The sequence below is a fragment of the Nonomuraea sp. NPDC026600 genome, assembly GCF_040638335.1.
In the GTDB taxonomy this organism is placed as follows: Bacteria; Actinomycetota; Actinomycetes; order Streptosporangiales; family Streptosporangiaceae; genus Nonomuraea.
The window spans coordinates 85234-107058 of the sequence record NZ_JBEZYD010000018.1 but is presented as its reverse complement, the minus strand read 5'-3'; the positions used below and the strand labels follow the sequence as shown (position 1 = coordinate 107058).

25 protein-coding genes are annotated in these 21825 nt (G+C 67.4%); 8 read left to right on the top strand and 17 right to left on the bottom strand.

Annotated elements, in window-relative coordinates:
* The first annotated feature begins 376 nt into the window (after nucleotides 1–376).
* The 3 genes from AB0F17_RS34865 to AB0F17_RS34855 all read left to right on the top strand — a co-directional run bounded on the left by AB0F17_RS34865 (nucleotide 377) and on the right by AB0F17_RS34855 (nucleotide 4738).
* On the top strand, nucleotides 377–2857 hold the full coding sequence (locus AB0F17_RS34865) for a fibronectin type III domain-containing protein (protein ID WP_358031617.1): 2481 nt from the start codon (nucleotides 377–379) through the stop codon (nucleotides 2855–2857).
* A 19-nt stretch (nucleotides 2858–2876) separates the two neighbouring features.
* Nucleotides 2877–3299: a hypothetical protein gene (locus AB0F17_RS34860; protein WP_358031616.1), complete on the top strand. Its 423-nt coding sequence runs from the start codon at nucleotides 2877–2879 to the stop codon at nucleotides 3297–3299.
* Between the two features lie 143 nt (nucleotides 3300–3442).
* Complete coding sequence (locus AB0F17_RS34855; protein ID WP_358031614.1) at nucleotides 3443–4738, top strand: hypothetical protein; 1296 nt, start codon at nucleotides 3443–3445, stop codon at nucleotides 4736–4738.
* 154 nt (nucleotides 4739–4892) lie between these two features.
* Here AB0F17_RS34855 and AB0F17_RS34850 read toward each other — a convergent pair whose 3' ends face one another.
* The 10 genes from AB0F17_RS34850 to AB0F17_RS34805 form a co-directional block, all read right to left on the bottom strand.
* Entirely contained in the window at nucleotides 4893–5276 is a 384-nt protein-coding gene (locus AB0F17_RS34850) for a hypothetical protein (protein WP_358031613.1), read from the bottom strand.
* A 613-nt stretch (nucleotides 5277–5889) separates the two neighbouring features.
* Complete coding sequence (locus AB0F17_RS34845; RefSeq protein ID WP_358031612.1) at nucleotides 5890–6225, bottom strand: hypothetical protein; 336 nt, start codon at nucleotides 6223–6225, stop codon at nucleotides 5890–5892.
* Nucleotides 6226–6304: 79 nt separating this feature from the next.
* Entirely contained in the window at nucleotides 6305–6646 is a 342-nt protein-coding gene (locus AB0F17_RS34840; RefSeq protein WP_358031611.1) for a hypothetical protein, read from the bottom strand.
* A gap of 101 nt (nucleotides 6647–6747) precedes the next feature.
* Nucleotides 6748–6954: a hypothetical protein gene (locus AB0F17_RS34835; RefSeq protein ID WP_358031609.1), complete on the bottom strand. Its 207-nt coding sequence runs from the start codon at nucleotides 6952–6954 to the stop codon at nucleotides 6748–6750.
* Between the two features lie 106 nt (nucleotides 6955–7060).
* A complete protein-coding gene (locus AB0F17_RS34830; RefSeq protein ID WP_358031607.1) occupies nucleotides 7061–7966 on the bottom strand; it encodes an AAA family ATPase in 906 nt (301 codons plus the stop codon).
* A 1-nt stretch (nucleotide 7967) separates the two neighbouring features.
* On the bottom strand, nucleotides 7968–8648 hold the full coding sequence (locus AB0F17_RS34825; RefSeq protein WP_358031606.1) for a nucleotidyltransferase domain-containing protein: 681 nt from the start codon (nucleotides 8646–8648) through the stop codon (nucleotides 7968–7970).
* Nucleotides 8645–9844: an RNA ligase gene (locus AB0F17_RS34820; protein WP_358031604.1), complete on the bottom strand. Its 1200-nt coding sequence runs from the start codon at nucleotides 9842–9844 to the stop codon at nucleotides 8645–8647. The genes AB0F17_RS34825 and AB0F17_RS34820 overlap by 4 nt, the downstream gene beginning before the upstream one ends.
* A 130-nt stretch (nucleotides 9845–9974) precedes the next feature.
* The gene (locus tag AB0F17_RS34815) at nucleotides 9975–10658 is read right to left on the bottom strand and encodes a hypothetical protein (protein WP_358031602.1); all 684 of its coding nucleotides are present in this window, start codon (nucleotides 10656–10658) and stop codon (nucleotides 9975–9977) included.
* A gap of 63 nt (nucleotides 10659–10721) precedes the next feature.
* A complete protein-coding gene (locus AB0F17_RS34810; protein ID WP_358031601.1) occupies nucleotides 10722–11144 on the bottom strand; it encodes a hypothetical protein in 423 nt (140 codons plus the stop codon).
* A 204-nt stretch (nucleotides 11145–11348) separates the two neighbouring features.
* Nucleotides 11349–12173, bottom strand: coding sequence for a DNA adenine methylase (locus tag AB0F17_RS34805; protein ID WP_358031599.1), 825 nt, complete (start codon nucleotides 12171–12173; stop codon nucleotides 11349–11351).
* A 153-nt stretch (nucleotides 12174–12326) separates the two neighbouring features.
* On the opposite strand from AB0F17_RS34805, the gene AB0F17_RS34800 reads away from it, so the two are divergent.
* Nucleotides 12327–12845 carry a hypothetical protein gene (locus AB0F17_RS34800; RefSeq protein WP_358031598.1) on the top strand — a complete coding sequence of 173 codons (519 nt, stop codon included), beginning with the start codon at nucleotides 12327–12329 and terminating at the stop codon, nucleotides 12843–12845.
* Between the two features lie 240 nt (nucleotides 12846–13085).
* Nucleotides 13086–13703, top strand: a complete 618-nt coding sequence (locus AB0F17_RS34795) for a hypothetical protein (RefSeq protein ID WP_358031597.1) — start codon at nucleotides 13086–13088, stop codon at nucleotides 13701–13703.
* Here AB0F17_RS34795 and AB0F17_RS34790 read toward each other — a convergent pair.
* Nucleotides 13700–13936, bottom strand: coding sequence for a hypothetical protein (locus AB0F17_RS34790; RefSeq protein ID WP_358031596.1), 237 nt, complete (start codon nucleotides 13934–13936; stop codon nucleotides 13700–13702). The genes AB0F17_RS34795 and AB0F17_RS34790 overlap by 4 nt on opposite strands.
* 199 nt (nucleotides 13937–14135) lie before the next feature.
* Between AB0F17_RS34790 and AB0F17_RS34785 the strand changes: the two genes are divergently transcribed.
* A complete protein-coding gene (locus AB0F17_RS34785; RefSeq protein ID WP_358031595.1) occupies nucleotides 14136–15257 on the top strand; it encodes an IS630 family transposase in 1122 nt (373 codons plus the stop codon).
* A 238-nt stretch (nucleotides 15258–15495) separates the two neighbouring features.
* Here the strand turns inward: AB0F17_RS34785 and AB0F17_RS34780 are convergent, their stop codons facing one another.
* The 3 genes from AB0F17_RS34780 to AB0F17_RS34770 form a co-directional block, all read right to left on the bottom strand.
* Complete coding sequence (locus AB0F17_RS34780; protein WP_358031594.1) at nucleotides 15496–16419, bottom strand: ParA family protein; 924 nt, start codon at nucleotides 16417–16419, stop codon at nucleotides 15496–15498.
* On the bottom strand, nucleotides 16416–17948 hold the full coding sequence (locus tag AB0F17_RS34775) for a hypothetical protein (protein WP_358031592.1): 1533 nt from the start codon (nucleotides 17946–17948) through the stop codon (nucleotides 16416–16418). Before AB0F17_RS34775 ends, AB0F17_RS34780 begins: the two co-directional genes overlap by 4 nt.
* 292 nt (nucleotides 17949–18240) lie before the next feature.
* Nucleotides 18241–19041 (bottom strand): hypothetical protein, encoded by an 801-nt coding sequence (locus AB0F17_RS34770; RefSeq protein WP_358031591.1) that lies wholly within the window; start codon nucleotides 19039–19041, stop codon nucleotides 18241–18243.
* Nucleotides 19042–19153: 112 nt separating this feature from the next.
* On the opposite strand from AB0F17_RS34770, the gene AB0F17_RS34765 reads away from it, so the two are divergent.
* Entirely contained in the window at nucleotides 19154–19597 is a 444-nt protein-coding gene (locus AB0F17_RS34765; protein ID WP_358031589.1) for a hypothetical protein, read from the top strand.
* 124 nt (nucleotides 19598–19721) lie between these two features.
* Here AB0F17_RS34765 and AB0F17_RS34760 read toward each other — a convergent pair whose 3' ends face one another.
* From AB0F17_RS34760 to AB0F17_RS34750, 3 genes are read right to left on the bottom strand one after another with little or no spacing between them, the layout of a single operon-like run.
* A complete protein-coding gene (locus AB0F17_RS34760) occupies nucleotides 19722–20141 on the bottom strand; it encodes a hypothetical protein (RefSeq protein WP_358031587.1) in 420 nt (139 codons plus the stop codon).
* Between the two features lie 25 nt (nucleotides 20142–20166).
* Nucleotides 20167–20472: a hypothetical protein gene (locus tag AB0F17_RS34755; protein WP_358031586.1), complete on the bottom strand. Its 306-nt coding sequence runs from the start codon at nucleotides 20470–20472 to the stop codon at nucleotides 20167–20169.
* 59 nt (nucleotides 20473–20531) lie between these two features.
* The gene (locus AB0F17_RS34750) at nucleotides 20532–21089 is read right to left on the bottom strand and encodes a hypothetical protein (RefSeq protein WP_358031585.1); all 558 of its coding nucleotides are present in this window, start codon (nucleotides 21087–21089) and stop codon (nucleotides 20532–20534) included.
* A gap of 101 nt (nucleotides 21090–21190) precedes the next feature.
* Between AB0F17_RS34750 and AB0F17_RS34745 the strand changes: the two genes are divergently transcribed.
* Nucleotides 21191–21820 (top strand): hypothetical protein, encoded by a 630-nt coding sequence (locus AB0F17_RS34745; protein WP_358031583.1) that lies wholly within the window; start codon nucleotides 21191–21193, stop codon nucleotides 21818–21820.
* Nucleotides 21821–21825 lie beyond the last annotated feature (5 nt).

Genomic DNA, 21825 nt, shown 5'->3' with positions numbered 1-21825 from the left:
TAGCCGCTTCAGCTCCTAGCTGGGGTCGGGGCGGGTGTGTGTCGTGGGGCGGCGGGGGGTGTGGCCGGCGCGGCCGCCCGGCCGGCCCCCCCTCACCGGCCGGCCGGCCTGGTGGATGCTCATTCCCGGAGTGAACACCATCACGCTGGCCGGCGATCCCGTCCCCGGCCAGCCAGGAACGCCACGCCTTGCGCTGGAAGCGTATGACGCCTGGTCATAGAGGACCCTGCCGCGGCGACTGCGGACGACGTTAGCCGCCCAACTCGCCATGCTCGCCCTGCTCAAGCATCCGGGGGGCGGCATGGGTCTGGCACGACCGAAAGTGCTTTACACGACGTCGACCTCATCGACGTCGCACACGCTGAACTTCGGTTCGGTGTCCTACGGGAACCGCATCGTCCTGATGGTCAACTCGTACGCGACCGTGACCAGCGTGTCAGGCGGCTACACCCTGCACGACAACACTGCGTACACCCTGGGCAGCCGCCTGTACTCGAAGATCAGCTTCGGCGGGGACACCTCGGTGACGGTCACCACGAACGACGCCACCAACAGAATCTTCATCTGGATGTGGGAGCTCGACAACGCTGAGGAATTCTACGGCTCGGGCACCGGCCTGACGTCGTCGTCGGCGAGCATGAGCGTGCCCGACATTCCCTCCGGGTGCACCGCGATCCTCGGCGTGTCCGCGTACGTGCAGGGCAGCACCGACAACTCCGCGACGAACTGGCCGTCGGGCTTCACAGCCCAGCAGTACGCCATCGTCGACTGGGCCGATGGGACCACGGCCAAACGGGCGTGGGCGTCCGCGGCGGTGCGCGAGTTCCTGTCGGACTCGTGGAGTGTCTCGCAGCAGCTCGTGACCGGCCTGGGGTCGAACTTTCCGAGCTACGCGTGGGTCGGCGGCCTGTGGGGGCCGAAGAAGGACGAGGAACCGCCGACAGTCCCTGGCAACCTGCGCCTGTCCGGCATGACGCCCACCAGCGTGACGATCACCTGGGACGCCTCCAGCGACAACAGCGACGTGACCGGGTACGGCGTCTACAGGGACGGCGACAAGGTCGGAGATCAATCCGGCCGCACCCGGGCGTTCACCGGGCTCACGCCGGGCGTCCCGAGCACGTACGAGGTGGACGCCTACGACAGCAACGGAAACCGGTCGGAGAAGTCCAGCCCGCTGACGATCGCGCCGATCAACGACACCATGCCGCCGGTGGCACCGGTGGTCCGGGTGACCGGCCTGGGCGCAGGCACGATCAGCGTCGCCTGGGATGAGCCGGCCGACGAGACCGCCATCACCGCGTACGGCGTCTTCCTCAACGGCGTCCGGCAGGGAGCCGACCAGACGGGCCGGACCAGGACCTTCACGGGCCTGGTGGCAGGGAACCTGTACACCGTCGGTGTCAACGCCGTCGACCTGCTCGGGAACCGCTCGGCGCAAGGAACGAAGACGGTCAAGGCGCAGGCGGACGCGGCGCCGCCGACGCTGCCAGGCAACGTGCGCATCGTCAGCGTGTCACAGACGGCCGTCACCCTGGCGTGGGACGCCTCCACCGACGACAACGTAGGGGTCGCCGGGTACGGCCTGTGGCTGGGGTCGCGGCTGATCGCACAGGTGCCGTCGCTCGTGTTCACGTTCGTCGGGCTCAGCCCCGGCATCACGTACCCGCTGTCGGTGGACGCCGTCGATGAGCTCGGCAACAGGTCTGAGAAGGTGACGGTTCACGCCAGCACGCTGGAAGACACATCGGGGGCGGCGCCGCCGTACGAGTGCGTCTTCTACGACTGGTCGACGCACGAACCGATCGACTCGCTGCCGCTGCAGAACCTGTCGTTCGAGCTGACCTTGGGCGCAGGCGGCCAGCTCTCCGCGGAGATCCCCCTGTATGACGAGGCGTACAACGTTGGCCGGGTCGAGGCAGCGGCGCGCCCTGAGCGGACGATCGTTGTGGTGTACCGCGGTGAGCGGCCCGTGTGGATCGGCCGAGTCTGCGACCCTCAGGACTACGAATCCGACACCGGCGTTCTGCACATCACGGCCGAGGAGGTCGTGGTCATCTACGGCCGGCGTTTCGTGAGCTTCACAGGCGCCAGGACGGCAACGAAAGCGGACACGGAGATCGACTGGCTGCTGGATCTGGTGTCGCAGCCGGCCGACAAGCGGTGGCTTCGCACCGCTGGCGTGGCCGGCACGATTGCCGTGGACCGCGAATACCGCAGCGAAGACTTCGCCCCGATCCTGGACGCCGTGGCGGACATCGCGGGCGCACCGGGCGGGTTTGAATTCTGGTGCAAACCCGACTGGGACCAGGTCAACGACCGCCCTCAAGTTGAGCTTCGCCGCGTGGACCGCGACAACCCTCCCAATTCCGGCCTCGTCCTGGAGTACCCAGGCAATGTCCGCCGGTTCCGCCGGACTACCCGCAGAGCGATTGCGACGGTCGTCCACGGCAAGCTCTCCCTCCCGTCAGGAGGGGTGCTACTGGCGAAGGTTGTGCAGGACGAGTTACATGCGAACGGCTGGCCACGAATGGAGGAGGCCTACACCTACGACGGGCTCACGACCCAGGCGGCGCTCCAGGCGGAGACGCAGCGCGCCGCAGACGCCAGCCGCGGAGCAAAGCAAGTGTTCGAATTCCAACTGGCCATCTCGCCGGACGTGCGCTGGTGGGAGTGGGAACTCGGCAGCAACGCGCAAGTGGTGATCACCGACCACATGTACCCAGAGCGGTCGGACGGCTCCGCCGGCTTGGACCGGCTGATGAAGATCGTGTCGCTGAGCGTCGAGCCCTCAACGGACGCGGGCGAGCTGGTCACGGTCACCACCGCTGAGCTGACCACCACCGTGGACGCGTAGAGAACAGGAGGCATGCCAAATGTCACGGATCAACGCAGGTGACCTGACGCAGCAGACGCTGGTCGAGTACATCCTGGACTTAAGGGCAAGGGTCAAGGCGCTGGAGCTGCAGGTCGGCATGCGCGCAGTGGCGTTCTCTCCGCTGCTCACGTCCGTGTCGGGAACCACTTTCGAAGCCGTGGCCTTTACCGTGTTTCCCCGCTCGGGCTCCAGCCTGGCGGTAGACGTGAACGGCAGCGCCGCCCTGGAGGTCCAAGCGACCGTGGACGGCGTCCCCATCGGCCCCACGGCCACGACCACCGCAGCGGGCGCCGTCACCCTCCAGGGATTCCTGCCGGAAACGTGGGCATTCGGCGACCGCAAACGCGTGGAGATCAAAGCCCGCAGGCCGTCCGGAACCGGTAGCGTCACCGTGACCGTGTTGGGCGGTTGGCATCGGTAGCAGTCTGCCTGCCGGAGGTGGGACGGCAGATTGGGCTCTCCCAGCCGGGGCCGACCCTCGTGACACGACGCGGGCCGCTCCAGCGTTAACGCAAGGACAGCGCCGCGAGACGTAAGCCGCGTTCTCGTGTACGGTCCGCCGCCGTGACGTCCCCCACGATCAAGAACGCCAAGTCCAGAAAGCGCTGGCCGGCAGTCCGGGCTCCGCGCACGTGGAGCCCCGCCGCCGCGGTGAAGCTGCGGGAGAGCGGCTGGACGTATGCCGCGATTAGCCGCCACTACGAGGTGCCTCTCACTACGGTGCGGAACGCGATCGACCCGCCGCCTGTCCGCCGCGCCGATCGGCCGCCGTTCGACGTGGATGCCGCAGCCGTCCAGTACCGGTCCGGAATGACCATCCGGGAGATCGCCCGGGTATCCGGCTATTCACGGCAGCACGTGCATACCGCGCTAACCGGGGCGGGCGTGCAGATGCGGCCGCTGTCGGCGCCCCGTGCCTCCCGCATCTCGCCGGCGAAGCGGGCCGCCATCGTCGCGTTGTGGCATGAGGGCACGTCACCGCATCAGATCGCCACCCGGGTCGGCAGCACAGGCGAGACGATTCGCAAGGTTCTCACTGGCGAAGGCATCGACGTGACGAGCCGGATTCACCGTATCGACCACAATCGCGCGCGGGAGCTGCGGCTGGCCGGATGGACCCTGGAGCAGGTCGGCCAGGAACTGGGCACGTCGGCCCAGTACGTGTGGAACATCACCCGCGGCGTGAAGGGGGTACCTGACCGGCGCGGACGTGCCCGGATTGTTCCTGAGGTAGCCGTCCGGATGTATCAGGAAGGCGCGACGATGGAGCAGATCGGGCAGCGGTTCGCCACAGGCCGGTACGCGGTGCGAGCAGTGCTCGAGGAGAACGGGGTCGTTATTCGCCATGGCGGGCAGCAGCGGCTCAAGCTCAACTTGGATCATGCCCGGCAGCTGCTCGCTCAGGGAGCGTCGCTGCGGCAGGTCGGGCAGGTTCTGGAATGCAGCGCCTCGACGCTGAGCGCCCACCTGAAGGAGGCCGAACGGGGCAGTCAGCCTCGACCGTGTCCGGGAGGGGTCAGCTTGGCGAAGCGGCGGGCGATCGTACGCGCTTGGAAAGCCGGACGGTCGATCACCTACATTCGCAAGCATGTGCGTGTTTCGTACACGACGGTGGTGAGGGTCGTGCGCGAGCTCGGCGAGGATCCCGCTCGAGCGCGGCAGCGTGGTCAGCGTGGTCCGCGCCTTTCAGCTCGCCGTTTGAATCACCGGCGGATGGCCCGTCTGCACACGCGGGGCTGGTCGGCTGCCGCGATCGCGCGAGAACTGGGCGCGTCGCCTCAGTACGTCGCCAGGGTGCTGCGCAAGGCCAGGGAACGCCTCGGACAGGAGCGTAGCGGGGGCGTGGCCGCCTCCGCCTGAGGGCTGGCCAGCGAAAGGGCAAGCACGCTGGGTGGGGTGTCACTCCTGCCGCAGGCTCCGCTGGCGGGGTGGCCGTTGCGAAGGCTGGCGAGCGGGAGCGATGCAGCAGGAGGCGAGGAGGAGCAGGGTGTCCGCTCCTCCTCGCCTCCTCTCGTCATTCGTTGCTTTCGTCGTCTTCGTCCTCGACGGTGATCCTGCCGCCGAATACGGTCACGGTCGTGACTGCGCCAAGGTCGTCCCCGGCCATGATCAGTTCGCCGCTGAGGACATGCTCGGCGTGGTAAACGTCCATGAGGGCGCGCAGTTCGCCTTCGATGTCGCCCATTCTGCGCTGGTGGTCAGGACCAGCGGGGACGATTCGGGTGGCGACCGCTTCTCCGCCACTGGAGTCGATCTCGAAGAGCAGGTCGACGGGGTGGTCGTAGGGGGCGGCGTCGTTGTAGTTGGCGGGTAGGTGCGGGCTGTCAGCGGGGATCTTCGAGACGGGGATGGGATGGTCGAAGGTGAACCCGCCCTCGTAGGTGTAGTTGATGCCCATGTGTGCCGCTCCTGTGTAGTGAGTCAGGGGGCACCCTTGTTATTGTATGTAAATAGTACAGGATCATTAGTCAGTAGGCGAGAGTGCCGAGATCGATGACGCCTGGTCAAGGTGTCACGAGACCCACCTTCCTGCCGCATCCCAAGCGGGACGGTGGGTCTGCGTCCCGTGGCGGACCGCGTAACTCGCGGGGCCGCCTCTCAGCAACCGGCGTCCGCTTCTGGATTGTTAGGCGCTGCCGGTCTTTCTTTATGGTCGGAACAGCCGGGCCACCAGCCCCGGCAGTCGGTGGCGGCGCCGTGGCTGACGCGCGCCCTCTCGCCTTTGACGCACTTGGGAAAGGACCGCGAGCGCGTGCCCACCACCTGGCGGAAGACGCAGGTCCCGCATCGGCGTCCTTCGGCTCGGCGCTGGTCGTACGGCGCGGCCTCGGCATGAAGGCGAAGCGGGCGGGTGAGGACGAGCGTCAGCGGGTGCTGGCCGGCGACCAGCAGTTCCCTCTGTCGGCGAGTCAGCGAGCGCCCCTTTGATTCGCGAGATGGCGGATCGGAGGGTGTGGGGCCCTCGAAGAGGGCGAGCTCTGAGGGCGGTTCGCCGTCTCGCGCCTCGGGTGTCACCTGGGGCCGCCGCCGAGCTGGTCGGTATCCCAGCCGCGCTCGGTGGCTTCCTGGCGCAACCTGGCGGTGATCGGCAGGCCGAGCGCCTTGTCCAGGTGGTAGCGGTGCCGACGAGCCTCGTCGGCGAGGGCCTCACAGTCGGGCTCTCCGCTGTCGGCCGCAGTTGCGGCGCGACGTGCGGTGTTCTCCCACAGGAGGAACGCCGCGCGTACCTTGGCACGAACGGCGTCGGCGATGGCGACGTCAGCGCCGGGCGCCCGAGTCGGCTGCTTGCGCGCGATCGGGTTCATCTTGTGCACGGGCGGGGCGATGAATTCGGCGATGGCCGCCATGAGGGTGTCTCCTTGCGTTGTACGAGGTGGAAAAGGGAAAGGCCCGCAGGGCGGGCCGGTGATTTCGGAAGTGGCTGGTCTACTGCCCGGGCGGGTATGGCTTGCGGGGTGTGTCATCGATCGCGCCGAGGTCGCGGAGTATCCTGGCCACGTCGACGAGCCTGGCCGGCTGCCTGGCTGTGATCGCGTCGAAGAACTCGGGAAACCGTTCGACAGGCGTGCATTCGTCGCCGTGGACCGCCAGTGCACCGTGGACCTCAGCGGGGTCACTGCTGTCGCTCCCTTGCCGGATGCGGAACGTCCAATCGAGGCCCTGGTCGCTCTCGGAGGTGACATAGATGTCGGGTACGGGCACCACCTGGGCATAGCGCGCCTCGCTGGAGATGACAAAGGTGAGCCGGTGGCCAGGCTTCAGGTCCATGGGTGTCCTTCCCGGCGGGCTACCAGAACCCGCCATAGCGTTATAAAGAATACAGCATAGTTACTTTGAGTTGAGCGGGCATCTGTCCGCCGCGCGGAGCGTCAGGGCTTGCGAGTGCCTACCTTCCGGCGGATCGCAGCCGGCCCCCTGCCCAGCCAGAGCGCCGCCTCGGCGATGGAGGCGAACAGGGCGAGGAGCGCTACGCCCAGGCTGTACAGCACGACCAGTCCTCCGATGACCCCCCAGAGGGCTAGGAGGGCCATCATCATCCAGTAGAAGATCTGCTCCGGCAGGCTCACTTCGGTCACTCTCCATCCATCCCGTTAGCTACTAGAAAAGAGTACATGATGGTTATTTGTTTGGGAAGTCGGCGACCCTGATGACTCCCCTGACGCTCCGCCGACTCCCCACCTGTCAGAAGCCCCCCTCCCCCACCTGAAAGACCGGCAGGCCAAGGGCGCGCCACATCCTCACCACTTGATCCCTGTCGTCAAACACGTAGTCGACGTCGAACACATGACGCACGTGCTCGTCGAACAACCCCACCTTCACGACAGAGTCAGGGCGGCGATCTCCGTGACAGCGCATGAACGGGCCGACGAACGGCACGCGAAGATGCTCCTTCAGCCACAGCGTGGTGCCCTCCTCACACGCGGTCGTACGGGCCGACATGACGATCACCTCGCTGCCGTCGGCGGCCGCCGCACGTACCGCGTTGATCACCGGCATGTTGGGCCGGTCCTCCCCCACGCGGGACTCGTCGTACGGTGACCGATCACCCATCAGCGCCAGCGTGCCGTCCACGTCCGCGATGATGGCGCCCCGGCCGGTGCCAGGTTTCGTGTACGGCTCCAGCACCACGGCGGGCGCCTCCACCGCCGGGACGGGCAGCGGCAGCGTCCGCCCAGCGAGGAAGCGCCGATGCATGGAGCGGATGACGTCGGCGCCGACGCTGCGCTCGCGGGCCGCGTCACGCTCGATGCACACCCGCAACGGCACGTGGGTGAAGTCGTGCACCTCGAAGCCGGCGCGTGAACGCGCCGCCAGACGGGCCAGGTTGCGAACAATGCGAGCGGGCAGGTTCGTGTCGTCGCACGCCACGTCGATGCCCCGCCCAAGGAGTTCGGCGATGAGGTTGTCGCGGGCGGCCACCACATGCCGCTCGGTCACGTGCTCGACGAAGACACCGTTGTGCAGCATGGCGCGCAGGTCGTCGCGGTTCACGCGGGCGCGCTCCCCCACGTTCGCCGCCGCCCAGGATTTCGCCCACGTGGACTTCCCGGACCCGGGCAGGCCACGCGTGATACGCAAGACCGGCATGTCATACCTCCCAGTGAGCGATGCGGACGCGGCGCAGCCACTGTTCGGCGGCCTCTTCGCGGGGGTGGTCAGGCAACGGAGACCGGATGGAAGCGAACGCCTCGTCGGCTTCGGCGAGCAACTGCTTCGCCCGGTCGAGGCGGCCTTCGGCGACCTGCTCGCCGAAGGCCACATGCCGCGCCGGGTCCTGCAGGACGACGGTCAACCGGCCGCTCTCATACAGGCTGCGGCCCTGCTCGATGAGCCGTGACAAGTGGCGGGCCCGTTTGGCGACGCGCGCCCGCCGGTCAGCGGGGTCGTGGTCGCCGTCGTCGCCCAGGCGGCGGAGCTGGCTGACGGCGTATCCGAAGTAGGCGCTGCGTACACGCGGAGCCGACAGCAGCTCCGCGCGGATGCCGAGCAGCTCCGCCCCCAAGTTTGTGCGGACCTTATACAGGTGAGAGGGCAGCCACAGCAGTTCCGTGACCGTTGGATTGCACGACAGCATCAGCCGTATCGCCTTGGCCGCCTCGTGCACCGTGAGGTCCGGCTTCGTCATGACGATCGACTCCTTGGGGCGGTTCAGCCCCGTCAGGTCGATCGTCGGCGCGGCGAACACGCCGAGTCTGTCAACGTCGGAGCCGGCGTGCGCCAACCCATACGCGGTCGAGCCGACGACGCCGGCCAGCAAGACCTTGTTCATGCCACGTCCTCGCTGACCGTCAACCACGGCTTGTCGGCGTCGGGATAGACGGCCCGCCAGGCGTAAGCGGAGATGTCTGAGCCGTCGATCAGCTCGAACACCGCGCCGTAGTGCGGATGAGCGAGCACCTCGGCCGCCATCGCCTTGCGGTCGCCGTCGTAGACGTAGCTGGCCAGCTCGGCGAAATCGGTCACGTTGGCGACGATTGCGGCGACGTGCGCGTTGAGCGCGTCGATCACGGAGCGCAGCCAAGCATGGAACTCGTCCGGCACGCCCTCGACCAGCGTCGGCAGCCAGTCGTCGCCGTGGGCGAGCACCTCCTCGGCCCGTGCCGGGTCCAAGGTGAGAAGCGACGCCCATTCCTTCCGGTGGATGATCAGGTGCTTGCAGGCGTTGACGGCCAGGTACTCCCACACGGTGCGAGCCGTCACCATCGTGAAAATCTTGTGAAGTGCCTTGTAGTCCTCCTGCTTGATCTTCACGGTGGTCGGCTGGCCGCCGTCCTGCCACACCTGGACGACGAACCCTTCGGCGTCGGCGCGGGCGGGCGCGGTGAGCGCCTGGCGCAGCGTCGTGTACGCGAACACGGGCACCTTCGGCCCTGGCCAGTCGAGGCGCTCGGCCGGGACGTGCGCGCCTGTGAGGATGTCGACGCCGCCGAGCAACACCAGGTCATCCATGCCGTGGTAGTCGATGACGATCCGCCCGGCCGGGTAGATGATCTCGAACAGGTACGTGACGGCAGGGTCGACGGTGACGCGGGCGGCGTACCTGCCGCGCCACACGCTGGTGGCGTGCAGCGCCTGCGGCGAGGTGAACGAGCCGCGCGTGGCGATCGCGTACCCGCCCGTGTCGGCGTCCGGATAGAGAACGCCTAATGAGCCGTCCATCTTGTCCGTGACGGTTGCTGGCGCGTCCAGGTCGAGCTCCCCGTTGAGCGGGTCGCCGAAGTTGAAGAACTTCGGGAACGGCCTGGCGACGATGGAGCCTGCGTCGTCGGTGATGAGCCCACGGCAGGTGCGGGTGACGGGCGTCCACAGCCGGTCGTACTGTGCGACTTCGGTGTAGTTGTAGATGTGCAGGGGTAAGCGCGGGTGGCGCTGGCGGCGCACATGGCGCTCCTGCAGGGCATGCTCCAGCGCCGACAAGTCGAGCAGGTCGGACAGGCGAAGCTGGGCCACCGCGGCGGCGGGCATGGCAGGTCCTTTCAGAAGAAGGGCTAAGAGCAGGCGCACGCAGGGATGCGTGCGCCCAAGGGGGTGGAGCGGCTCGGCCGTCGGCTCTGGGCATCCGCGGGTGGATCCAGGCCAGGGAGGGGTGAACGGGTCAGGCGGACGCGGGGGCGCGGTCGCTGACGTGGACGACCGGGGTGCCCGCAACGGCCTGCACGACGACGTCCACGTCCACGCGTGCTCTGCCGCCGGTCAGCGCGGCGTCGTACCTGCCTGCGCAGATGAGCACAGGGCGGCCGTGAGCGGTGACCTTGCCGTAGACGGCTGCGTCATGTGTCGGCTCGTGCGGAACGTCGGGGGCAAGGTCGCGGACGGTGGCGGTGCAGGCGTTGCAGTACAAGCCGACGCCGCCGTGCGGGTAGAGGTCCGTCTGCCAGGCGTGGCCGGAGGTCTGGGCGGCGCACGCCGCCCGATGCGCCAGGCGCTCCTCATCGGTGGCCTCGCGGTACGCCATGAACGCGGCCGTCCAGCCGCCCGGGCTTCCTGGCGGGCACATGACGCTGTGGGTGCGGCATCGCTGGGTGGAGCAGGCCAGCCCGTCGCACTGGACGTGCTGGAACGTGTCCATGCAGGACGGGACGCCGCCGAGGAGCGTGAGTCCGTGGCGGCGCGCGTAGGCGTTGCCGCGCTCGTATACCTCCAGCGCGGTCGCGCCAGGCACGAGGAGGAACGTGTGATCCTCGTCCTCGAACAGGACGGGGCTGATGGGGGGCGAGAACAGCCACGGCAGGCCGGGCAGGGTTGCGGGCAGGGTGTCGCCCCACGTGGTGGAGGTCAAGGCAGGGGATCCTTCGATGACGGCGGCGGCACGCGTAGGGGTGCCGCCGCGCGGGTGTGCAGGTTAGGGGCGCTGGACGATGAGGCGGGTCAGATGCGCCGTTACCTCCGCGCAGAAGCGCGGTCCCAGCGTTCGCTGGCCCCACCACTCGAGCGAGATGTCCTTGTGGTCGAGGTAGGAGAGCAGGTCGGCGGCGGTCGGCTCCCAGTGGATGCTGCCGAAGACCTGCTCGTGCAGCTCAGCGAAGTCAGCGGGCGTCTTGCATGCCTGGAGCGCGTCGCATTTCGAGCAGGATGCCCAGCCGAAGGTGAGCAGTCCGAAGCGCCCGTCGTGGTGGCGGACGAGGCTGAAGGTGTCGCCTTCGCTGTTGGCGCCCTCGCTGACCTCGTGCAGCACGGTGATCGGCATGGTGGCGAGCAGCGACTCGTACGACCACTTGGTCACGTCGAGAATGTCGAGCGGTGCGGTGCGGCGGGCGCTGGTCATCGCTGCTCCAAGAGAGGGAAGTTTGGCGGGGCGACCCGAGAATACCCGGTGTCACGCAAATAAAAGTACAAGATAGTTAATTACAAGTCGAATCAGCGTTGGCCGTCGGCTGCGACGCTGCTCCCAACTGCGGACGAGCCAGCATTCGCGCCCGGCCACTCCCCTGCCGTGCAATGTGCAGAGCTGGGCGAGGCCATGGCGCTGTCACGCATCCGCCTCGGTGAACAGCGCGGGAGCGACGGCGGGAAACGGCCGGTTCGCCCACAGCACCTCGGTGCGAGCGTGATAGCCGGTGCTTTGCCCGGTCGCTGCGGCGATCTCCGTGCGGTGCCAGCCGTCGTACAACTCGCCGTACAACGGTGAGTTGTACCCGGACAGCACGACCGTTGCCCGGCAGCGCCGAACATGCTCGGCCAGCTCACGATGCTCGGCCTCGCTGGACATCTCGACCTTGTAGTTTCTGGCGCGCGTACTGCCCAAGTACGGCGGGTCCAGATACAGCAGCACGCCCTCGTGCCGCCCATAGGAGTCGATCAGGTCCAGCGCCGGCCTGGATTCCAAGCTGACGCGTGCCAGGCGCTCCGCAACGGCCGCCATCCTGCCGACGTACCCGGCCAGATATCCCGGCATCGACGAACTCGATCCTGCGGGGTCGCAGTAGTACCGCCAGCCGGTCTTGCGCAGCGTGCCGGCGCGGCCCTGCGTGAGCAGCACCCACACGCGGCGGGCCCGCTCCATCTCGTCGGCCTGGCCGCCGAGATCGTAGGCGCTGGCGTGTTCGGAGCGGCCGTGCGGCGTGAGCGCGCACACCCGGGCCAGCTCGGCGGGCCTGTCGCGCAGCACCCGCCAGAACGTCATCAGGTCCCGGTCGAGGTCGTTCACGGTCTCCATCCGCGACGGCGCTTTGGCCAGCAGTACCGACAAGCTGCCGGCGAACGGCTCAACATAGTGATCATGCGGCTGCAGAAGCCGCACGATCTTGCTGGCGATCATGACTTTCGCGCCGTAGTAGGCGAAAGGCGGCTTCACCTGCGGCCTGCCGTCAGGCAGGCGTACACGGCAGGCGAGTCAGCCGATTCGGGCCGGGGACTGTGAGGGGTCAAGAGCACGCCGCGACGTAAGCACAAGATTGTGCTTAGGTCTGGCGACACAGGGCGAACACATCCCGGGAAGGTGGGCACGGTGCCTCCACGCGCACGCAGGACCAGCCAGCCAGGCGCTGGCGAGCAGCCGAACGGCACACCCGACGCGCCCGCCCTCGAACCCGAGACGCAGCCAGACGATCAGCCCGAGCAGGCATCCCCAGCTCCGTCGGCGATCGTGCAGACGCCGGCGGCGCCCCTTACACCGCCCTCTCCCCCGGCCCATGCCCAGCCCGGCCCTGAGGGCGCCGACACCGACGGCGGCCCCGTTCTACCAGCGGCGCCCGAGGCCGACTTCATCGACCTGCTGTGGGGAGACGCCGATTCAGGCGAACCGCTCCCTCTGGCGGACCCGGACCACCTCTTCCATGACCCGGGCGACCAGTTCGGATTCGTGTTCGTCGCACGATCGCTGGTTGCCCGACGGCTGCTGCCCGGCACGACCGACAGGACCGGCGACCAGCTGATGGCGCAAAAAGGCCGGCGCATGGACAGGGACGCCGCCGAGCGGCTCCAGGACGTGCTAAGGGCGATCCGGGCCAGGCAGCAAGCCACCTGACTTCGCGGCCCGCCGGACTCCCAGGGCTCGGCCGGAGGTGATGATCGGCATGGGGGGCGAACATCACCCTGGTCAGGGAGACAGCGGGCCGCGATCTAGTCCTGGGCGTGCCATGAGCGCTCGCAGCGGACGTGTGCCGCGCGCTTGGTGGGGACCCTGCGCGGACACATCCCGCGGGAACGACGCGCATGGCACGCCCAGGACGAACCCCTGCTCTCACCCATCTCCTCGGGAGGCGCTATGGCGGACAGCATCACCGCGATCGTCAACGCTGACGAGGTCGCCGTCCGCGCCGGGCTCACGCTTCCGCTCGACGCGACCGCACGCGCCACCGTCGAGGTGGCGCTCGAGGACGCCTACGCCGAAGTGACCGCGTACCTGGGGCGGCCCCCGCTACCGGAGACGTTCACGCAGAAGGGCGTCCGCGCCGACGGGCGCGGCGGCTGGCTGCTCAACTACGACCCGGTTGTGGAAGTGCTGTCGGTTGTGCGAGAACCGGATGCGATGGATCCAGCGTGGGAGTATTCGCCGCTGAGGTTCACGATCACGTACCAGGCCGGTCTCGACCCGGCCGCCGATCCCCGGTACGGCAGGATCCTGGCCCGGTATCTGAAATGGGCAGCAGCAAACAGCCCGATAGTGCGTCGGCTGGCACAGCAGATCCCCGGCTCCCGGCTGATCGCGTCGGTCAACGTTGAAGGACAGGGCGTGTCCTACGAGAGCGCCGCGACGGGGCCGGACGCCGCCGGGACGCCGCCGACGCTGGCGTCCCTGGACGAGTGGGTGCGTCCCATCGTCTACCAGGCGCCTGGCCTTGGCCCGCACCCGGTCGAGACGGGCATGGCGTGGCAGTACTAGCTGCCGATGTCAGCCTCGGTGCTCGCCGTCGAACGCCGCCGGCCGAAGACGCCTACGGCACGCCCATCGCGGGCGAGCTCGGGCCGATGGTTGGGCCGCTCCCCGGTCGTGTCGTTGCCCGACCTGCCGTAGACGCCAACCTCGACACCGGGCCGGGCACGTGGGTGCTCGCCGTCGACGCCTCGTTGTGGCCGCTGGCTGCCGGCGACGAAGTGATCGAGCATGAGGGTCATGGCCGCACCTGGACAGCGACTGGGGCGGCATTGCGCACTTCGGCGTTCGATCCGTCCATCGACTACATCCGGGTCGAGTGCAGTCAGAATGCGCCCCTCGACTAGTGCTGTGACCGGAAACGATCACCGGGTTGGCGCGTAAGTCGCTCCTGCCGATTGGATGGTGCTGATCACGTTCGATCGGCGCTCAGGAGGCCAGGTGACGCAACCGGTCAAGGTCCGCAGGCTCACGGACCAAGAAGGGCAGAAGCTGCAGCGCATCGTGCGGCGCGGCACGATGAGCACGGTGCGCTATCGGCGGGCGATGATCCTGCTGGCCTCGGCCGGCGGCAACACGGTGCCGGTGATCGCCCGGCTGGTGCAGGCCGATGAGGACACCGTGCGCGATGTGATCCACCGCTTCAACGAGATCGGGCTGGCCTGCCTGGACCCTCAGTGGGCGGGAGGCCGTCCCCGCCTGCTGAGTCCTGACGACGAAGAGTTCGTCGCGGCGACGGCCACCACCCGCCCGGCCAAGCTCGGCCAGCCCTTCACCCGCTGGTCCATCCGCAAACTGCTCGACTACCTGCGCCGCCTGCCCGGCCGCGCCTTCACCCTCGGCCGGGAAGCCTTACGCACCCTGCTGGCCCGCCGCAGGATCACCTTCCAGCGCACCAAGACCTGGAAGGACTCACCCGACCCGGACTTCGAGACCAAACTCGACCAGATCGAGTACGCCCTGACCCAGCGGCCCGAGCGCACCTTCGCCTTCGACGAGTTCGGCCCGCTCGGCATCCGCCCCACCGCCGGCACGGGCTGGGCAGCGCAGGGCGAGCCGGACCGGCTGCCGGCCACCTACCACCGCACCCACGGCGTCACCTACTTCCACGGCTGCTACTCCGTCGGCGACGACCTACTCTGGGGCGTCAATCACCGACGCAAGGGCAGCAACAACACCTGGGCCGCCCTGAAGTCCATCCGCGCCGCCCGCCCGGACGGCGCCCCGATCTACATCATCCTGGACAACCTGTCGGCGCACAGGAACTGGCGCATCCGCGCGTGGGCCAAGAAACACAAGGTCAGACTGCTGTTCACCCCGACATACGCCTCCTGGGCCAACCCGATCGAGGCGCACTTCGGACCCTTACGCCAGTTCACCCTGGCCAACTCCAACCATCCCAACCACACCGTCCAGACCCGCGCCCTGCACGCCTACCTGCGCTGGCGCAACACCCACGCCCGCCACCCCGACGTGCTGGCCGCCCAACGCCGCGAACGCGCCCGCATCCGAAGCGAGAAAGGCATCCGCTGGGGCGGCCGACCTCTGACTTCCGCAGCCTGAAGCCCCGCCATCCAACCCGGTGATCGTTTCCGGTCACAGCACTAGCCGTCCTGGACGCCCAGACAGCACTTTACGTTTCGCCAGCGAAACGGTGAAGGGTTCGCATAGCGGCTCTCAACGCTTCCGGCCGAGTGACGGCAGCGCACAGGCGGACGGCCCACAGGGGTCGCCACCAAGACCAGCGGCGCCTCTCCCCTACTGGGTAAGGCGCCGCTGACGGTGCGGGGGAACGCTGAGGTTACTCCCAGAATTCAGAAATGGCCTTGCCGACTGCGGCGAACTCCTTGATGGGTTTAGCCTCAGGGTCTCTGCCCAGCCAGTAGTAGACCGGCTCCTGCGCCTTGTACGACTCGCCGATCGTAACCGCTTCGGAGATCGTCGGCAGAAGCATGTCGCCGTAGTATTCCTCGATGCTTTTGGCCTGATCCACGTAATACTGGCCGCGATTCTTGCTTACTCCGTTCATGAGCACGTACCGCAGGTCGGCGGCACCGCCCGAGAACTCATACGTTGCCTCCGCATGCTGAATGTTGGCGATCAACGTGGAGAGCGTGTCGTCGTCCTTCTGATCGGGCTTGAGAGCTCCAATCACGAAGTCGGAGCCGCCGAGCATCGTCGTCTCCCATGTGTCGTAAGAGCCGCGGAAGTCCATGAGGAGGACATCCAGCAGCCCCTTCTGCAGGCCGCTGACAGCACGCCGCAGCCAGCTTTCGTTCGCTCGCGGGAACCGGCTGTCCTTGATGTCGTGCGAGGCGTAGGCCAGGTCACGAGCACCTAGGACGAGATACAGGTTGGGGATCACCTCGAAGGAGTCGTCATCGTCGCCGTCTTTGCGGATCCGGGTCCGCGCTGGCACGAGCGCTTCTTGCAAGGACGCCTCGCCGTGCAGGACGTGGTACAGGTTCGTCATCTTCGCCAGCCGCGCGTAGACCGCGTCGGCCCGCTCGGGATACTTCTTCTTGTCGACGACGCCGTAACCGAGGTAGCAGCTGCAGTTCATGGAGGGGTCGCAGTCTGCGATCCCGACTTTTAGGCCATCGCGGGCCAGGGCCACGGCAAGGTTCACCGCGTCGGTGGTCTTTCTCGTTCCTCCACCCTCGTTGGCCACATCAGCTACCACGGGGCCGTCTGGATAGAGACGAGGACGGTCTGGTCTTTTCATGTCGTTACCTCTGCGGGGGTGGAGAGTTTCGCCAGCGAAACGCGGATGAAGTCTCTCTCCTCGGGGGTGGGCTCGTAACCGGTATCAGCGATCCGGCGAAGGTAGTCGGCTTCGCGTGGCGTCCATTCGGTCGCCGGGTGTGCGCGAAGGTGAAGTTCGGCCGCTGCGAACGTGGCCGCGTCGGCCAGCCGTACCAGCTCGGCGGCATCACGCGCGGCGAGCTCGTCAGGGGTGGCAGCGTCTTTAAGTGACAGCGCGGCGGCAGTCGACGCAATCTGTCGCTGCTCCGTCTGGGCCGTAGTCAGGACGGCGGCTGCCAGCCGGACGGTGATGTCGTGGGGGTTGCTGTAGTCGCGGCTGGCCAGTGTGCGCTGCAGTGCGGCCAAACGAGCAGCAGACGGTTTGCTTTGACGAGGTTTCGCTGGCGAAACCTCCGGCTGTGCCTCAGGGGTGGCGCCGTGGACCGCGCCAGACGCGGAGCTGGCCGGAGAATTCAGCTGGACGGCGTCGCCAAGTTCCCCAGCCGACTTGCCATCCTCTGGTCCACCCTCCTGCTTGTTCCCCTTCATCTGCGGCTCTACGGGTTTCGCTGGCGAAACCGGAGGTGTTGGATGCGGCTCGTTTCCTGCGCCGTCGATTGGTCCTGAGGAGGCGGGGTTGGACGCAGGTGGTTCCTGCACAAGGGGTGCCGATACGCCCATGAGGACGCGGGCAGCCTGCTTGGCTGGGATGCTGTCGCTCTCCATGAGCTTGTATGCCTGGTTGATCAGCGAGGGTTCTTTGAGGGTGGTGAGCAAGTGGTAGCCGCCTTCGGCCGGCAATTTGCCGGTGCGGATGGCCTCGCGCGCCTCTCCCTCGGGGAAGCGTGAATACAGGGCAATGAGCTTGGACACGCGGCTCTTGGTACCCATGCCCCCCTGCTTTGCGATGTCCTCGTAGGTGAGGCCATCTTCTTGGTGGGCGCGCCAAGCCACTAGCCCCTCCTGCAAGGGGTTCAGGGGGCGGCGGCGATTGTTCTCGCTGGTGAAGACAAAGTCACCCTTATCGAGGAGCGTGTTGCGCAAGACGACGGCCATCTTGGCGGCGCCTTTGGCCAAGTGGGCTCGCCAGCGCCCCTCGCCAGCCAGCAGCACAACTTCTGCTTCCGGATAGTCGCGGTGGAGCTCATCGGTGTACTGCGGGTACCTGCCCAGATACGCCTCAAGGGAACAGACGACAGGATCGTGAATCGTGCCGACCTCTTCGAGGTTGTCCGCAAAAGCTTCGAACTCCTCGCCGACCCAGTCGTCATCGTCGCGGGGATTGCGCGGGTTCGGAGCGATCAGGTTGAGCTCGATGTTGAACCGCGTGCCTTCTGGACGCAGACCTCGCGGGGAAATGCCCATGGCGCCGCCACTGGTGCGGGCGGCTTGGCTCTGGCTGAACGTCGGCTGCGGGGCAGCGGTGGTTTGCAGGGGGCCGCTGCCTTCTGCGGGGCCCTTGCCTTCGCCGGTACCAGCCCCGGGCTTCTTCCTCTCAGCTCGCGGCATAGTCAGCCCCCTCTCCGTGGCTAAGGCGGTCGCAGGTTTCGCTGGCGAAACGCGTGGAGGGTGAACGGGTGATGCCCGTGCTCGCGGGCGGGTGTGGCATGTGGACGTGCCTTTCGTTCCTGATGGGCTTCTAAAACACGATGATGGCAGGAGTTCACTTGAATGAGGTGCCTAACCGGCCGTCCGCGGGTGGATCGTTTCGCCAGCGAAACCTGGTTGGAGATCCTTCGGGCCATGGATGCCAGCGGCGACAACGAGGATGCTTCGGCGGGCGACCAGGTCAGATGCCTGGCTATGACCCGAAGCGTGCGGTGTATTGGCCGCGGACCAGCTGAGCCATCTCCGGTATCAGATTCCCGGCCTGGACGCGGAAATCCTCATACTCCTTCTCGAGGTCCTCGACAATGCTGGCCATCGTCTGTGCCATCCAGCGCAGCGTGGGAAAGCTGTCCGGTGTGAGTGGCCACACCATCTCCCGATGCGCCCGGGCAAGGTCGATGATCTGCTCTGCGAGATCGTCATCGATCAGCTCGTCGTGGTCCCGACGAAGTTGGATGAGCTTGCCGGCGGCGTCGTACAGCTTGATGGCGTTGCGGTCGTACCAGCGTGCCTCCCGGCTCGCGGCTGACTTGCTTGGGATGGCGGCGAGGCGATGGGCGCGCTCGATGCGCTCGTTGCGCGGCAGGTCCTGCAGGGCGGCCCGGGTGCGGAGGATGCGGTGGTCGACGGCTTGGGCCGAACGCAGGCCCAGCGGTTCGGCGAGACGAATGAGCGGGATCTTCAAGGCTCGCCCGAGTTCGAGAAGCTCGTGTTCCAACCGGTCGATGACTGCGGGCACGTGGGGGATGTTCTGGCTGCGGATGTAGCCGAGTGCCCAGAGTGCGTCGATCACGTCTTCGTCGGTGATCAGGTGGCGCCGCTGCTGCCGCTGCTGTAGGAGGTGCTTGATGACAGGGAGCGGATCTTCGACTGGGTCGTCATGGAGGAGATGGTCTGCGTCCGCGTCTCCTACCTTTTGACGGCGCGCAATGATCGCTTCAATAGCGGCCTGACCTGCGGCTTTGCTGACTTCTATCTGTGTCTTCGAGGGCACTTCCATACAGTATTGAAAGATCATCGCATTTGGAAGCTAGACAAAGTAAATAACTGTCCTGTACTATTTAATACGCAAGCAAGGGTATTCTTGCGGCTTCGGAGAGGCGATCATGGCGAACACCATTCAGTACGGCACCCGCAATCGCGACGGCATCATCAGCGAGCACCACATCGCGCGTGTTCCCTCGTGGGTGTACGCGCGCGGGATGACCTTCACGACTCGTGAGCCGTCGATCACGGTGTACCGCGTAGTCCGTGAGGACCAGTTCTCGAAGAACCACGCGGGTGAGGCGGTCACTGAATGGGCCGAACTGCCCGCCGACGCCGCCGTCCAGTTCGGCATCGCCGACGCCTCGGGCGAGGTGACGAAGACGTACAACCCCGACGAGGGCAACAACCTCCTGCTCGTCCTGCACGCCCACACGGGCGAAGGCCACGACCACGGGCACGGGCACGACGGCGGCCGTATCGTCTTCCGCGCGGTCACCGTCGATCACCGCGACCTCCCCATCGCTCCCGTCACCGAGTGGACGCCCCTCTACCCCGTCGCTTGAGCACCTGAGGGCGGCGCACTCGCGCCGCCCTCAGGGCGGTCCGAAGGACTTTGGTGGTCGAGGCAAGTCCTGGGCAGCCGACGGCGTGTTTCGCTGGCGAAACGGCTGAGGGGGAAAACCTGGTTCAGCCTGGGTGGGCGGCGATCTGCGCGTTGCCCACCCAGCGCAGACGGCCGTCCGCTTCAGGAACAGGTCCCCCTCCCCCAGAGCTCACTTCCGTGACGATCGGCTCCCCAGGGTCGGCATGCACGTCCGGAAGACCGGCCAATGCCGCGAGCGCCAAGTGGATGATGCGCTTGAGACGTTGCTCCCCCACCGGCCGCTCAAGACTGTCCAGCGCCTCCAACCGAAGAGGCACACCGACGCGGTGCGTACGCAGATCTTCAGTGCCGCCGACGCCTGGGCGGACCCGCAGCCGCGGGTACGGCGGGCGGTGCGATGCGCCGACACGGCCGGAGCCGCCGAGCTCATGCGTGAGTGCAGGGTCGGCGGACAGATGCGCAATGGCGGCCGGGATCGGGTCGGCGTCAGCGATGTGGCTCACGCTGGCCACGTCCTCCTCGTCTTGGCTACTCGCCGCTCGACTTGCGCCCTGGCTTGACCCCCGTGGGCTCGGGTGATGCAGCGGGCGCGTCCACGGGCGTCGCGGGAACCCGGCGAAGCGCTGAGCCAGGAGCGTCGAGCATGTATGTCTGCGGCTTCTGTGGGTTGGCGCCAGCGACGGCCCCAGCCGCGACCAGGCGCATGGCCTGGCCATAGTTGAGCTGGAGCTGCTCGCCGACGGCGTAGGTGCGGACGGGCAGGCCCACGGCTTCGGCGTCGATCGTTCGCAGCGGGTGCGCCAGGTTGAAGATCACGAACTGGTCGGTGGACATGCGCGGGCCTCCTGCAGGATCCGTCGTACCTTCGGCGCACATGGTGACCTGCGGGTGAGCTAACGTCGCGTCCGCGATCGGGCAGCGACCCGGTGCGCTGCCGCGGCGAGCCAGCCGCCTCCTTCGTCGGCGTACTCGGACTCGGCCACGCGCGGGAAAGCGACGGTCACCTTCGCCCGCACCAGGGATGCGGATACGCGAACCGGGTCAGCGTGGACGCCGGCAGCGATCGCCTTCGGCAGATCCACCGCCTGACATTGGCAGCCGAGCTGCTGATCGTCAGGCAGGCCAGGGTCGCGCGGTCGCATGGCTAGGTCCCAGCCGTCGATCGTCTTCCAGCCGCCAGACGAATTGACGGCCTTGCCGTCGGGGCCGCGCCCCTTGCGGATGTAGACCTGCCGCTTGAGGCGGAACGGCAGGTTCGCCGGGACGGTCTGGCCGTGGGCGTCGGCGTGCGCGGGCCGGTTGGCCCCCGGCTTGGTCATCCACACCTTCGCGGGCGGCGCCGCGTCACGTGCCGCGTCAGCCAGGTCGTCGGTGACGCGTTCGACAGCGCGGCGGGCGGGTCCGGCCGCGATGGCCGCCGCCAGGTTCGAACGCACTCGGGTGCGGGTCATAGCCGTTAAAGGTAGAGACCGGGCGCGCTTGGGTCGCTTCGCCCGATCTGCCAGGGCGACGTTAGCTGTGTTTCCCTGCACTCTCCGTGCCCGTGAGTTCCATGTCTGCGCCGCATGACCCCATTGACACGGCCCTGGTCGTCCGCCTGTACACAAGCGATCTGCTAACAGTGCGGCAGATCGCCGCCCGGGTCGGACGCTCCCACACAGCTGTTCACCGGGCGCTGATCCGTACGGGCACGCCGCGGCGGGGACGCGGCTCCACCGAGCGGCGCATCTCGGCGCAGGTACGCGAGCGTGTGCTGGCGAGCTACCTGGACGCCGCCCCGATGGCCGACATCTGCGCAGCCCAGCAGATTTCGGCGCAATCGGTCCGCAACATCGTCGCCGACGCCGGCTATGAGCTGCGGGCCGTCGGCGGACGCCGCCAGCTCGACCTTGCGCAGGTGGATGAGCTCGCTGGGCAAGGGTGGCCGCCCGTCGCCGTCGCGATCCTGACCGGGTTCTCCGAGGGGCACGTACGCCGGCAGATGCGCCAGCTTGGGCACGTGAGGCCAGCGCTTCCGGAAGGGCAGATGCTCGCTGGTCTGTTGGCTGAGCACGGGTCGGTGCGAGCGGTGGCGCGCGAGGTGGGCTGCAGCGCGCGGCGAATCAAGGGAGCGTTGGAGCGGGCCGGTGTCGAAGTTCCGGCCCGTCGCGGCCGACGGTCAGCTGAGCTGGTACAGGGCTGATCGGA